Source organism: Pseudotenacibaculum sp. MALMAid0570 (assembly GCF_040151415.1).
Classification (GTDB): Bacteria; Bacteroidota; Bacteroidia; order Flavobacteriales; family Flavobacteriaceae; genus Polaribacter.
Genome location: NZ_JBDKWF010000050.1, coordinates 348,184 through 362,225 on the forward strand (window position 1 = coordinate 348,184; position 14,042 = coordinate 362,225).

Sequence of the window (14,042 nt, forward strand, 5' to 3'; positions counted from 1 at the left end):
GGTCAAAACAAATATACGTTTGAGTTGTTTCTTAGACTTACTGGTGATTGTTAGTATCTACACAAGCCCAACATGGTGGTTCTCTGTGCCAGTTTACAGTCCATACACATTCATACTGACAAGAGCTCATACATTGAGATAGAGTTCCGCAGCCAAAAAAACCACCATTGATTTGTTTTTGTTCGGCTTTTGATAAAGCTGCTCCGATGTTTAAAATTGATTTTTTCATCATAAAAAAATTTAAATTACTTTTGCAGCGAACATTTAGAGACACTCACTGTTTGTGTCTATTCTTTGCGAGAGAATTTTGTTCAAATGCAAGGCCCTTTTGGGCCTTGTTGTTTTTTAAGAGACCTCATTGTTAACGGTTTCTGATATAATTAATTCTTTGTTATATTCTTCATGTAACTCTTCTATAAAGAATAAAAGGTCAGGTCTGTCATACTCCTTTGGATATGAATATCCATTGATTAAAATTTCTGGAGTAAAATTGATTTTGTTTTCATTACACCAATCTTTCTGATTTTGAAGTGTTTCTATGTAAGAATCAAAATCAATTCCTTCTTTAGACCATTTGGTTAACCAATCTTTAGGAGCTAGTTTATTATACGCTTCATCCATTGCCAATAATGAAGTTTTTTCTCCTTTTGTTTTATAAATATTCATCAATGTAGTAGTGATTTTTACTACATCGGATTCAAGATTCTTTAGATTAATATTAAAGCGAATACAAACTTTTACTTCATTATTAAACTGAGTTAATATATCTTCAATTATTGTATGAACTGGTCTACAATGTCCACAGAAAGGATTAGTAACAATCAAAATTTCTAAACGGGATTTTTTGTTTCCAAAAACAATTTCATTTGTATTTGTAATTTGGGTGTCTAAAGCAGGTTCGTTTTTTAATAATGTAGAGAATAAGCTATACTTTCTTTTGAACTTGTAATAATCAAGTTTATACTTTTTGTTCTCTGATGCTTCAATAAATTGTGGCTTTAAGTAACTCCAAATAGAGAAACTTGCTAAAAAACCAATGAGAACTGTAAGAGTTTCTATAATTTGGAAATCAATAGTAAATGCAAAAGCTTCAAATAAGAAAGGAATTGCAGCTAAAATCCATAAAACACCAACAATACTTAGGCACAATAGACACCAAGTTTTTACTTTAATAGCTTGATAATATATAGAGTATAGAGTTATTGGTATTGCTAATATATTGATGATATATATGAGACTCAGATTGTAACCCTGAATTAATAATAAAAAAATGCTGGTTAGAAGACCTAGAAAGTATACAAGGCTTAAATCACTTAATTTATAATTCTTAAAAAGCTTAGCTCCCTTTGAGCTTAAAACAGCATTGCAGTCTTTCTTTTCAGAGTCTGATGAGCAAAAAGCATCCCCAATTGCGTCTTTAATTCCAAATTCTTGTCTAAGAATAGAAATGCTAATTAGAGTTCCTGCTAGACCGAAAAGTAAAGTAAAGTAGTTGCTAATCTCATTGGTTGAAAGAGAAAATATAACAAGAGCACTAATAGAAAATAGAGTTAATCCTAAAGCATTAATAGGTACACTTTTTTTATGTGTTTTTTCAGTATTGTTCTCGTCTTTTTCTACAGCAACAATAATCCCAGTAAAATTTTTTAAAAACTCATCCGAAGTCATGGATTTGCTTTTTCCACCACCATCATATAATTTGCAAGACAAATCCCCTTTCTTTTCATAAAAAAACAAATCAGGACCTTGCTCATCATTAACATGAGCAATAAAATAATTAGGCAGTTGATTTAATACCTCTTGAGTATTAGGAACTTTTGCGGCTACATTTTCAATATTGAAGTGATCTAAAACTCCAGTAATAGCATGTAGACTTGGAAATGATGGGTGACTTTGAATTTGGAATGAAAGTTCTTCTTTATCAAAGGGAATACCGTTCTTACGTAGTAATAAACTAGCAATTTTTAACATTTTTCTTTTCTTAGAGCGTTGGGAAGATAAAGATACCTATTAGGTTATTCTGTGTCAATAACCAAAAATGGTGAAATTTCCTATCCCCAATTTTGGGGAGTCTATATATAGTTCAATTTAAACAAATGAACACATGACAATACTAGTGGGTAATTTTTGTTTGTATGAATTCATGTATCTATAATTGTTTTAAGGAACTGACATTTAAGATAAGGTTTAGGTATAATAAAAAGGAATCAAGGAGAACTTTTTCTCCTTGATTCAAAACATTTTTTCTTCAAATGTTTGATTTAATTATTGATTTGCATATCCAAAACAAGCAAAACCAGTAATACTGCCATTTGAGATACAAGCAATACATTCACCGTCACAAGTAGAATTACACCAACTTAGAGTTGCACAACTTCCTACATCAATAGGCGGGCCACCTCCGTTAATTTGCTTTTGCTCTTTTTTGTTTAGTGCTGTTCCAATGTTTAAGATTGATTTTTTCATAGTTTAAAATTTAAAAATTATAAAAGCAACGAACATTTAAAGACACTCGTTGTTTATGTCTAGTTATATTTTGTTTTCGAAAACAGGATAAATCTAGACAGAACGTTTACTGAAAAAAAAAGATGTACCTTAAAATTTATAAATTTTCAGTATAATTTGAGGTATAGTTATATAGGTGTAGAATAGGAAAAGGCTGTTTTTTGATAACTAGTGGGTTCTCAATATTGTGTTTCAGTTGAAATAAAGTGAATATTTATAAATTTTCACTTTATGATTGATTTTTGATAACCTTTTTCAAAGGTTTTTTCTTTACTTGTGATCAATTTTAATTTAATAATACAAAATATTATGAAAAAAAAAATGATGAAATTTAAAGAAGTAAACTTGATGACAAAAGAAGAGCAAATGAAAGTTTTAGCTGGAAGCGCACCAGATTGTGAAGAAGGATTTGTTTGGGATGATGGAGTATGTAGACCTGAGTTAACAGATTTAAATGGTAATGTTATAGACGATTGTCATGAGTATTAAGATTTTATATCGATATTGCTTTTGAAAAGTGAAAACCTTCATAGCTTATGGAGGTTTTTTTGTAGAATATCTTTTTACAAAGATTTGATGTATTGCAAGTACTGTTTAGGGGTAATACCAGTAATTACTTTAAAATGTTTATTAAAAGAACTTAAACTTTTATAGCCGATACTTTCAGCAATAGCTAATAATGTGAACTTTTGATATATTTCGTCTTCTTTAAGTTTTTGTAAAATATAATTTATTCTTAATTCGTTGGTGTATTGCACAAAAGACTTTTTCCGATGGGTGTTAATGATTTGTGACACATAAGATGAATTACTGTCAATTTTCTTAGCAACCATATTTAATGAATAATCTTTTGATAGAAACAGTTTTTGTTTTTCAATTGCCTTTAGTTTGATTAGAATTTTTTGAACTTTAGCTTCATCTACTATTGTGTTTGAAGTAGATTTCTGTTCGTTTTTTTCCATGTTTTTTAGCAAAGATTCAACTTTAGACTTTAACTTTGTTCGTTGACTTCTTGTATAAAATATAAATACTGTAAATAGTAAGAAAATAGAAGCGAGAATGATTGTTAGATAAAGATTGGTCTTTCTTTCTTGTTGTAGTTGATTTAAAACCTGTTTTTTCTTATCGAGTTGACTTTTGGTGAAAACATCAATTTTGGTAGAGCTTAAAGTCTTATAAAAATCATCAGCTTGATTGTAAAATGTATCAATATATTTTTCCGATTTTTCTAAATCACCTAGTTTAGAATAAATTCTAGCATAATAATATTTGATATCAATGCTGTTTTTTAGTAGTCTGTATTGATTTAGATCATCCAAAGAAATACTATCAAATATTTCTTTTGCCTTTTTGTATTCTTCTTGGTGAAAATGTGCTTCAGCAAGTCTAAACTTTACTTGGTAAATCCTTTTTTTAAAACCAAGTGCTTCAGAAACTTTTAGAGTTTTTTTATAAGACTCGATAGCTTTTTTGTAGTCGCCTTGAAAATAAAATAGATCAGCACGTAAATTTAATATTTGCCTTTTGTGTATAGTATTAGGTTGAAGGTTAACTTGTTCAGCAAATTGCTGAGCGGTATTTAGATAAATTGCTGTAGAATCTAGATAAGCTTCATTGTTTTCTGGTTCAAACAAAAAAAGACTTAACATTCTATTTCCTGTATTTAAGTAGGCTCGTAATAATTCATTGTTATAAAAAGGTTCTAATAATTCAGATTTAAGGGTTTTGATGTCATTTATTGTTTCTAGACCATTAGTTATGGCTTCTTTACTAAGACCTAATATTGAAAAGCTTCTACCTCTTAAGTTCCTAAATTTAATTTGCATTTTCGCATCGCCTAATTTTTTTGAAAGCTCAAGTCCATCACTTATTTTTTTTGTAGCTTTTTCTATATTATGTTTTTCTAATAAGTAAAGAGAATAATAATAAAGAGCATGAAGTTTTTCTTCTGATTTTGAATTTTCATTTTTAATTTTATTAATCTCATTAAATCCTTTATTGAATAATATTTCAGCATTATCGTAGTTTCCTTCTTTTGTTAATAAATAGCCTTTAGTAATATGTCCAAAAGCTCTTTCATTCAATTTTTCGGAGCGAATCAATTGATCACTATATATTTTTGCCGAATCTTTTGATTGATTGTATTTTGTGTTGAAATTATCGCGATATTCCTGAGATTGAATTGTGTTAAAATGTAAGAAAGTTGCAATAAATACTAGAAGTATATATTGCGAATAGAGTGACTTTTTCATAATTTTTTAATTGATGGTGAAATTGTCAAATTTCACGGTATATTTCTTCAAAAGGAATTCTAAAACGCTTTCCATAAACTCCTTCAGGTTTGCGAACACCACATGAAATAATCATATTAATTTCAGATCCACGAGGTAAGCCTAAAGCTTTTTTTACTCGCCAAGTATCTGACCCTTCCATAGGACAAGTATCATATCCTTTTGCAGCCATACTAATCATAAAGTTTTCAGCAGCTAATGCACAAGATTTATGAACAACTACGCGCATATCTCTCGCTCTTACTTCTCTATAAATAGGTCTGAACAATCCTGTAATTAAAATCATTATATACTTTAACCACCCGTATAAACCTAAAAATTCACCATAAGCAAACGGAATAATCTTTCCGTAATAATTTCTGCCAACTTTTTCTCTATTGCTCCATTCCGATTTAGGTTTAGGAGTAAAAATAGAATCCAACATTTTTAGATTGGCATTAGCTCGCTTTTTCCATAAATCTTTTCTGGTTACAAACACTACCATTTGTTGAGCTGTTTTAGCGGCATTCTGATTAAAACAGAATGGAGTAATCTTTTGTATCAGATCTTTAGATGTAATGTGATAGAATTCCCATAATTGCATATTGCTGCTGTTGGGTGCTAAAGCAGCTTGTTCAATGCACTCTTTAACAATGTTAGTATCAATTTCTTTTTCGGGATCAAATATTCTTACAGAACGGCGATAGCTTATAGCTTCCGAAACGGTTTTCTCTTTTGACATAATTAAGATTGAGTATTGAGTTTTTGAATTTTTTTATTCATAAAAGCAAACCAAATTGGAGGAAATAAAGAAAGAATCATCATACCAGGATAGCCTGTTGGCATTTGCGGGCTTTCAGGTAAAGATTTTAAAAGCTGATAATGTTTGCTGCCATTGTAATGATGATCTGAATGACGAGACAAATTAAACAACATTATTTTGCCAATAACATGGTCTGAATTCCAAGAATGTGTTCTTTTTACTTTTTCATACCTCCCGTAATCATTCTTCTTTCTTAACAAGCCATAATGCTCTATATAGTTAACAGTTTCTAGCAATAAAATTCCAATAACGGCAGAGATTAAAAAGGCAACAATTCCTAGCCAGCTAAAAAAATAAAAAATCGAAAGAAGTAATAGGGTGTTAGCAAAAGAATAAATTACCATTCTATTCTGGAGGTGAAACCATTTTCTATTGAATTCTTTCATTCTTTTGTTTTCTAATTGCCAAGCTTGTAAATAACTTGTGAAATGAGAGCGAACCCAAAAACTATATAGCAATTCGTTTCTCCTTGCTGTAGCGGCGTCTTTTGGAGTTGCAACATTATAATGATGTCCGCCATTATGGTAAGGTAAGAAATGTGTGTTTAAAGAAGTTAGTAATAAGATTTCTCCTAAGAATTCATCAGTTCTATTGTTTCTATGACCTAACTCATGACCAACATTAATTCCAATGACACCACACATCAATCCCATCGCTGAAATCCTACCAGATAAATCAGTTAAAGTTAAATTAGCCTCTTGAATTACAAGAAAAAAGTATCCCAAAAAAAACAGCTGAATAGGAATGGTTAGGTATAAAATTAAGCTGTAAATTTTTTGTTCTTTTTCAATTTCTTCTTGTTCTTTTGAGAAATTTTCTCTGTTAGGTTTAAAGAACAATTCTAAGAATGGAACAAGTCCAAAAAAAATAATTATTGGTAAGAAGGTGAGCCATCCTTTAGAAGTGAATGAAATATAAACACTTATAGGTAGTAAAAGAATGGAAAGGTACTTTAGGCGTTTCATGAATTGATTTGCCTAAAGATACAAAAACTATATACAAGCTTTCCAAAGTGGATCATTAGGTGGAGTAGCATTTATAGTAATCTCAACTTTGCTAACAGGGTGTGTAAATTTAATTTTGCGTGCGTGAAGGTGAATACTTCCATCCTTATTGCTTCTAGAAAATCCATATTTAAGATCTCCCTTGATTGGACTCCCAATAAATGATAATTGAGCTCTAATTTGATGATGCCTGCCAGTTTCTAAGTCTATTTCTAACAGTGAATAATTATCTAGTTTCTTCTCAACATGATAATGTAAAATCGCTTTTTTACTTCCTTCGGTTTCTTTTTGAAAAACGCTCGATTTATTGTTTTTGGGATTTTTTTTAAGGTAATTTATCAAAGTGTTTTTCTCTTTTTTAGGAGAGTTTTTTACAATAGCCCAATATGTTTTTTGAATACTCTTTTCTCGTAACATCTTATTCAAACGTTCTAAAGCTTTAGATGTTTTAGCAAAAACTACAATGCCTGAAGTTGGTCTATCTAATCTATGAACAACTCCCAAGAAAACATTTCCAGGTTTGTTGTATTTTTCTTTAATGTATTCTTTAACGATCTCATTTAAAGGTTTGTCTTGAGTCTTGTCTCCTTGCACAATATCACCAGCTCTCTTGTTGACAATTATAATATGATTGTCTTCGAAAAGAACCAATAAGTTGCCTTTGTGAGAATGCATATATACTATTGAAAATTAGCAGAAACATCTTCATTAACACCTTCAACAAATTGAAGAAATTCTTCTCTTCCGAAACCTGTAGAAGAAGATGTTATAAAAGAAGTAGGAACTTCTTCCCAAGTATGTAACAATTTCTTTTTGTAAGAAACTATTTGTTTGTTCAACTTAGAGCTTCCAAGTTTGTCTGCTTTGGTAAAAACAATACAAAAGGGAATCTGATTTTCTCCTAAAAAGTGCATAAACTCTAAATCTATCTTTTGTGGATCATGTCTAGAATCTACCAAAACAAAAGTGCAAACAAGTTGTTCTCTTTTTAAAAAATAGTCTTCAATAAAGCTTTGGAATTTTTGACGCTTCTTTTTAGAAACCTGCGCATATCCATAACCAGGTAAGTCAACTAAAAACCAACTATCGTTAATTTTAAAGTGATTAATTAATTGCGTCTTTCCAGGTTTTCCTGAAATTTTTGCCAAATCCTTTCGGCTCATCAACATGTTGATTAAAGACGATTTTCCAACATTAGATCTTCCAATAAATGCATATTCTGGAAGTCTATCCTTAGGGCATTTAGAGACATCAGTATTGCTTATGATGAACTCTGCAGATTTGATTTTCATGAGTTATATATTTCTAGAGACAAACCAATCTTTAAGAATTTGGTTGAACTCTTCAGGAGTTTCCATCATAGCAGCATGTCCACATTTGTCAATCCAAAATAAATCAGAATCTGGAAGTAATTTATGGAAATCTTCAGCCACCTCAGGAGGTGTAACATTGTCTTGCTTTCCCCAAATAATACAAGTTGGTTGCTTCATGTTGGGTAAATCACCAGCCATGTTATGTCTAATCGCACTTTTGGCAATTGCTAAAGTTTTAATAACAGAATTACGGTTATTAACAACACTATATACCTGATCAATTAATTCTTTAGTAGCTATTTTTGGATCGTAAAAAACATCTTTTGTTTTTTGCTCTATGTATTCGTAGTTCCCTCTTTTTGGGTAGCTACCGCCCATTGCATTTTCATACAATCCAGAGCTACCAGTTAAAATCAAAGCACCAACATCTTCAGGAAAATGTTTTGTGTAATACAAAGCAATATGACCACCTAAAGAATTACCTAAAAGAATAACATTTTTAAGCTTTTTAAAAGCAATAAAATCATGTAAAAATTTCGCTAAGTTTTTTACGTTAGTCTTCAGTAAAGGCATGGTGTATAAGGGAAGTTCAGGAATAAGAACTTTGTATCCATTATTCGAAAAATAGTCGAAAGTTTTATCAAAATTACTTAGTGCTCCCATCAATCCATGAAGCACAATAATTGCTTTGCCTTCTCCCGCTTCAGCGTAAGTAAATTTCCCTTCAGTCTTTAAGTTTTCAGTCATTATTTGTTGGTTTGACTTAAAGGCAAATGTAGGCTTTTTTTATGAGAAATTCATGTCGAGCTAATCTAGTTGAAATTCAATTTTTTACAACTCAAGAATGCTAAAAAACAAGCGAGGTGTTAAATTTTATTAACAAAGTGGTAAAAAGTGGTAAAAAGTGGTGATTTTTTTCTATTTTTGGCTTCAATAGTCAAAATCCAAACTGTTGATCAACTTAACTGGAACATATGAGTGTAAAGCAGATGCTAAAGGAAGGCTGATGATTTCATCAGCATTCAAGAAGCAACTTGCGCCTGTGTTACAAGAAGGTTTTGTTGTGAAGAGAGCTGTCTTCCAGCCTTGTTTAGAATTGTATCCTATGCAAGAATGGAATCAGATGATGGCTAAAATCAATAAGCTCAACAGGTTCGTGAAAAAGAACAACGATTTCATCAGAAGATTTACGGCTGGTGTAAAAGTTGTTGAAATGGATGCTTCAGGTAGATTATTAATCCCAAAAGATTTATGTGTGTTTGCAAATATTCAAAAGCAAGTTGTGCTTTCATCTGCAATTAACATTATTGAGATTTGGGATAAAGATAATTATGAGAAAGCAATTGATGATGCGGCAACAGATTTCGCAGCTCTTGCAGAAGAAGTGATGGGAAATACAGATGTAGATGAGTTATCATAATCCTGTTTTACTATCTGAGAGTATAGATGCTCTTAATATTAAGAAGGATGGTGTTTATGTAGATGTAACATTTGGAGGTGGAGGTCATTCAAGAGAAATATTAAAGCGATTAGGAGAAAAAGGAAGACTGTATGCATTTGATCAAGATGAAGATGCAGTGGAAAATAAAATAGAAGATGATCGTTTTGTTCTAATTGAAGAAAATTTTAGATACATCTCAAGGTTCTTGAAATTTTATGGCATAAAGAAAGTTGATGGAGTGCTAGCTGATTTAGGGGTTTCTTCTCATCAGTTTGACGAAGCGGGAAGAGGTTTTTCAATTCGATTTGAAGGAGAATTGGATATGAGAATGAATCAAAGCTCGAAAGTTTCGGCAAAGGATGTAGTCAATGAATATGAAGAAAAACAGTTGGCCGACATTTTGTTTTTGTATGGAGAGTTAAGAAACTCTAGAGCAATTGCAAGAACAATAGTGGAAGAAAGACAGAAAGAAAAGATTGAAACAAGTTTTCAGCTAAAGCAAGTGCTAAAAAGGTATTTGCCAAAAGCGAAAGAACATAAAATATTAGCTCAAATATTTCAAGCAATTCGTATAGAAGTAAATGAAGAGTTAGAGGTATTAAAAGAGTTTTTAAATCAAATACCAGGAATATTAAATCCTGGAGGAAGGTTAAGTGTGATCTCATACCATTCATTAGAAGATAGATTGGTAAAAAGATTTATACGTACTGGATTATTTAGCGGCGAGCCCGAAAAGGATTTTTTTGGAAACACAAATGTTCCATTAATGAAAGTAGGAAAGTTAATAGTGCCTACCCCACAGGAAATTAACGTCAATAACAGGGCTCGTAGCGCTAAATTAAGAGTAGCTACATTAAAAATGTAATGTCAAAAGTTAAGAAAAGTATATATGATCTTTTGAGAGGAAGCTTCCTCACAAACGATTCTGCTTTTAAGAATTGGAGGATGATCATCTTTATTGTAGCTCTCTTATTGATTATGATTTCAAATGCACATAATGCTGATAAAAAAGTGCTAAAAATTTCTGAGCTCAACAAGTTAAAACGAGAACTACGAGCCGAATATATAGATACACAAACAACGCTTATGCGAATGAAAATGGAGTCAAACATTCGTCAGAAAGCTAAAAAAATGGGTTTGCAACCCGCTAAGACTCCACCCAAAAGAATAAAAGTAATTAGTAAAGATTAATAAACGTCAATTATCTTGGAAACTCATAAAAAAAGCATACTCACAAAATTCTACATAGTGGCTTCTTTTATGACGCTTCTACTCTTTGCAATAATTTTCAAGGTAATAAATATACAATATGTTCAAGGAGATAAGTATCGCCAAATTTCCAAAGATTTAACGCAGAAGCCTTTTACTATTTATGCAAATAAAGGGAATGTCTATGCAGCAGACGGAAATCTTTTAGCGACTTCAATGTCAAAATTTACCATTCGCATGGATGTAATGTCTGTTGATGGTGAAATTTTTGACAGAGATGTTACTTCGCTTTCAAAATCCTTATCAAACTTCTTGGGAAAATCAAGCAGTTATTATGAACAAAAGTTACGTAATGCTAGAAAGTTGAAGAATAGATATTTGTTAATAGCAAAGAATGTTGGCTACAATGATTACGTAAAAATGAAGCAATTTCCCATCTTTAAACTGGGGGTTTTTAAAGGTGGGTTCATTGCTGAACAAAAAACTGTTAGAGCTCATCCCATAGGAAAAATTGCTGAGCGTACCATTGGATATCATGATCAAAGAGGCGAAGCAGGAATAGAGGGTGCATATGCAGATTATATGAAAGGAATAGATGGGTCTCGATTAAAACAAAAAATAGGAAAAGGGCAGTGGAAACCTATCAATAATGTAAATGAGAATGAGCCTGTTGATGGATATGATGTAATTACAACAATTGATGTTAACATTCAAGACATTACGCATCATGCACTTTTAAAACAATTAGAGTATTTCGAAGCCGATCATGGGTGTGCTGTAGTTATGGAAACTGCTACAGGGAAAATCAAAGCTATTTCAAACTTAGGAAGAACAAAAGAGGGGAAATATTACGAGAAGCGAAACTACGCAGTATGGGAATCTCATGAGCCAGGATCTACCTTTAAATTGGCAAGTTTAATGGCAGCGTTAGAAGACAAGGTAATTGATACTTCAACAGTTGTAGATACCGAAAAAGGAAGAATCTTTATTCATGGGAAAAAAGTAGAGGATTCTGAAAGAAATGGCTATGGGAAAATCTCAGCGGCTCGTGTTTTTGAAGTGTCTTCTAATGTTGGTATTGTAAAGCTAATTCGAAAACATTATGATGATAAGCCAGAGAAGTTTATCAAACATCTTGAAAATTATGGTCTGACTGAAAAAATAGGGCTTAAAATTAAAGGAGAAGGAAAGCCATTTATTCCTACTCCAAAGAATAGAAAAAGATGGTATGGAACTTCTCTCGAATGGATGGCTTGGGGATACGGAGTTTCTGTAACTCCATTACAAACATTAATGCTATACAATGCTGTTGCAAACGATGGTGTGATGGTGAAACCTCGTTTTATTAGTGAACTTAGAAAAGAAAATATTACGAAAGAAGTATTTGATGTAGAAGTCTTAAACCCTCAAATAGCATCGCCAGAAACCATCAAAAAGATGAAAAAGGTAATGGAAAATGTTGTTATAAGAGGTACTGGAGATAATATTTATTCATCCGATTTTTCAATGGCAGGAAAAACAGGGACTGCTAAAAAATTTATTTCTAAAAAAACTATTACTCGATACGGTGATACTCTTCCTGTTGGATATTCCAATAAACTTTATGTAGCCTCATTTGCTGGATTCTTTCCAGTAGACAAACCTAAATATTCTTGTATTGTTGTGATTCACGAGCCAAACAAGAAGAAAGGATATTATGGAGCAACAGTAGCAGCTCCTGTATTTAAAGAAATTGCACAAAAAATCTATACAAGTACTCCTGTACAAAGAGAAATTGTTCCTGACGATTTTGATCCAAATATGATTAAAGACTCATACGCTGATAACACAAAAAATGTTGATGGTAAGAAAGTTCCAAATGTAAGAGGCATGCCAGCAATGGACGCAATCTCTTTATTAGAAAATGTTGGTTTGAAGGTAAAGGTGAAAGGTGTTGGAAAAGTAAAAAAACAATCTATAAAAAAAGGGTCTCCTGTTAAAAAAGGAGCAACCATTATTCTAAATCTATCTTAATTGAAGCAGTTAAAAGATATATTATATAAAGTTCCTGTAGATGCTGTCTATGGAGATACTGCTATTCCTGTTTTTCAAGTTGTATTTGACTCGAGAAAAGTTAAAAAAGGAGATTTGTTTGTTGCTCAAAAAGGAGTGACAGTTGATGGACATTTATATATAGAAAGAGCTGTAGAATTAGGTGCTGCTTCCGTGATTTGTGAAAGCATTCCAGAAAAAAGAAAAGAAGGAGTTACTTATGTGCAGGTTGAAGATTCTAATACAACTTTAGCAATAGTTGCTTCTAATTTTTATGACAACCCATCTTCTAAGTTGAGTTTAGTAGGTGTAACAGGAACCAATGGAAAAACTACAATAGCGTCATTGCTTTATCAGCTGTTTCAAAAAGCGGGATATAAAACAGGGCTTTTATCAACAGTAAAAATTGTAGTAGATCGTAAAGAATATCCAGCAACTCATACAACGCCAGACTCTGTATCTATCAACCACTATTTAAATGAAATGGTTGAGGCAGGAGTTGACTATTGCTTTATGGAAGTGAGTTCGCATGGAATTCATCAAAAAAGAACAGAAGGATTAGATTTTTCAGGAGGTATTTTCACCAACCTATCTCATGATCATTTAGATTATCACAAAACATTTGCCGAGTATAGAGATGTGAAGAAGTCATTTTTCGATTCATTATCTAAAAAAGCATTTATGCTTTCCAATATTGATGATAAGAACGGAAGTATAATGATGCAAAACACAAAAGCTAAAAAAAGAACATACGCTCTTAAAACATTAGCTGATTACAAGGCGAAAATTATAGAAAAGCGATTTTCAGGAACATTATTATCTATTGATGGAATAGAAGTTTGGACTAAGTTAATCGGGACTTTTAATGCATACAATTTATTAGCCATTATTGGAACTGCAAATGAATTGGGGCTTGATAAGTTTGAGATGTTAACCATTTTAAGTGAGTTAGAAAGTGTAAGCGGAAGATTTCAATATGTAGTTTCTGAAAATGGAGTTACAGCTATAGTAGATTATGCTCATACACCAGATGCACTAAAAAATGTTTTAGAAACCATCAATGACATCAGAACTGACAACGAAAAGCTAATCACTGTTGTTGGTTGTGGAGGAGATAGAGACAAAACGAAACGGCCAAAAATGGCACATATAGCTTCACAGTTAAGTAACCAAGCCATTTTCACTTCAGATAACCCAAGGACAGAAGATCCAGAAATTATTTTAAACGAAATGGAAGCTGGAGTTTCTCCAGAAAACTATAAGAAAACACTTACCATTTTAGATAGAAGACAAGCCATAAAAACTGCTTGTAAGTTTTCTGAAAGAGGCGACATTCTATTGATTGCTGGAAAAGGTCATGAAACGTATCAGGAGATTAATGGAGAACGATTTCATTTTGATGATTTAGAAGAAGTAACACAATGTTTTAATCTGTTAAAAAAGTAA

At 31.8% G+C, this 14,042-nt stretch carries 15 protein-coding genes; 6 read left to right on the forward strand and 9 right to left on the reverse strand.

The window, feature by feature from the left end:
- Positions 1-37 precede the first annotated feature (37 nt).
- The 3 genes from AAON49_RS13875 to AAON49_RS13885 form a co-directional block, all read right to left on the reverse strand.
- Entirely contained in the window at positions 38-229 is a 192-nt protein-coding gene (locus AAON49_RS13875; RefSeq protein WP_349555437.1) for a hypothetical protein, read from the reverse strand.
- 116 nt (positions 230-345) lie between these two features.
- A complete protein-coding gene (locus tag AAON49_RS13880) occupies positions 346-1,971 on the reverse strand; it encodes a vitamin K epoxide reductase family protein (protein WP_349555439.1) in 1,626 nt (541 codons plus the stop codon).
- Between the two features lie 294 nt (positions 1,972-2,265).
- Positions 2,266-2,466 carry a hypothetical protein gene (locus AAON49_RS13885; RefSeq protein WP_349555440.1) on the reverse strand — a complete coding sequence of 67 codons (201 nt, stop codon included), beginning with the start codon at positions 2,464-2,466 and terminating at the stop codon, positions 2,266-2,268.
- A gap of 348 nt (positions 2,467-2,814) precedes the next feature.
- On the opposite strand from AAON49_RS13885, the gene AAON49_RS13890 reads away from it, so the two are divergent.
- A complete protein-coding gene (locus AAON49_RS13890) occupies positions 2,815-2,994 on the forward strand; it encodes a hypothetical protein (RefSeq protein ID WP_349555441.1) in 180 nt (59 codons plus the stop codon).
- Positions 2,995-3,068: 74 nt separating this feature from the next.
- On the opposite strand, the gene AAON49_RS13895 is transcribed toward AAON49_RS13890, so the two are convergent.
- From AAON49_RS13895 to AAON49_RS13920, 6 genes are read right to left on the reverse strand one after another with little or no spacing between them, the layout of a single operon-like run.
- Complete coding sequence (locus tag AAON49_RS13895) at positions 3,069-4,757, reverse strand: helix-turn-helix domain-containing protein (protein ID WP_349555442.1); 1,689 nt, start codon at positions 4,755-4,757, stop codon at positions 3,069-3,071.
- Positions 4,758-4,782: 25 nt separating this feature from the next.
- Positions 4,783-5,517: a nitroreductase family protein gene (locus AAON49_RS13900; RefSeq protein ID WP_349555444.1), complete on the reverse strand. Its 735-nt coding sequence runs from the start codon at positions 5,515-5,517 to the stop codon at positions 4,783-4,785.
- A gap of 2 nt (positions 5,518-5,519) precedes the next feature.
- Positions 5,520-6,563: an alkane 1-monooxygenase gene (locus AAON49_RS13905; protein ID WP_349555445.1), complete on the reverse strand. Its 1,044-nt coding sequence runs from the start codon at positions 6,561-6,563 to the stop codon at positions 5,520-5,522.
- A gap of 27 nt (positions 6,564-6,590) precedes the next feature.
- A complete protein-coding gene (locus tag AAON49_RS13910) occupies positions 6,591-7,277 on the reverse strand; it encodes an RluA family pseudouridine synthase (RefSeq protein WP_349555446.1) in 687 nt (228 codons plus the stop codon).
- 5 nt (positions 7,278-7,282) lie between these two features.
- Positions 7,283-7,894, reverse strand: coding sequence for a ribosome biogenesis GTP-binding protein YihA/YsxC (gene yihA / locus AAON49_RS13915; protein ID WP_349555447.1), 612 nt, complete (start codon positions 7,892-7,894; stop codon positions 7,283-7,285).
- 3 nt (positions 7,895-7,897) lie between these two features.
- Positions 7,898-8,662: an alpha/beta fold hydrolase gene (locus AAON49_RS13920; protein WP_349555449.1), complete on the reverse strand. Its 765-nt coding sequence runs from the start codon at positions 8,660-8,662 to the stop codon at positions 7,898-7,900.
- A gap of 205 nt (positions 8,663-8,867) precedes the next feature.
- Between AAON49_RS13920 and mraZ the strand changes: the two genes are divergently transcribed.
- Genes mraZ through AAON49_RS13945 form a run of 5 tightly spaced genes read left to right on the forward strand, consistent with a single transcriptional unit; the run spans position 8,868 to position 14,042 of the window.
- On the forward strand, positions 8,868-9,335 hold the full coding sequence (gene mraZ / locus AAON49_RS13925; protein ID WP_349555451.1) for a division/cell wall cluster transcriptional repressor MraZ: 468 nt from the start codon (positions 8,868-8,870) through the stop codon (positions 9,333-9,335).
- Positions 9,322-10,221 (forward strand): 16S rRNA (cytosine(1402)-N(4))-methyltransferase RsmH, encoded by a 900-nt coding sequence (gene rsmH / locus AAON49_RS13930; protein WP_349555452.1) that lies wholly within the window; start codon positions 9,322-9,324, stop codon positions 10,219-10,221. Before mraZ ends, rsmH begins: the two co-directional genes overlap by 14 nt.
- Positions 10,221-10,547, forward strand: a complete 327-nt coding sequence (locus AAON49_RS13935; RefSeq protein ID WP_349555453.1) for an FtsL-like putative cell division protein — start codon at positions 10,221-10,223, stop codon at positions 10,545-10,547. Before rsmH ends, AAON49_RS13935 begins: the two co-directional genes overlap by 1 nt.
- A 15-nt stretch (positions 10,548-10,562) precedes the next feature.
- Positions 10,563-12,578 carry a penicillin-binding transpeptidase domain-containing protein gene (locus AAON49_RS13940; protein ID WP_502942991.1) on the forward strand — a complete coding sequence of 672 codons (2,016 nt, stop codon included), beginning with the start codon at positions 10,563-10,565 and terminating at the stop codon, positions 12,576-12,578.
- A complete protein-coding gene (locus AAON49_RS13945; RefSeq protein ID WP_349555455.1) occupies positions 12,579-14,042 on the forward strand; it encodes a UDP-N-acetylmuramoyl-L-alanyl-D-glutamate--2,6-diaminopimelate ligase in 1,464 nt (487 codons plus the stop codon).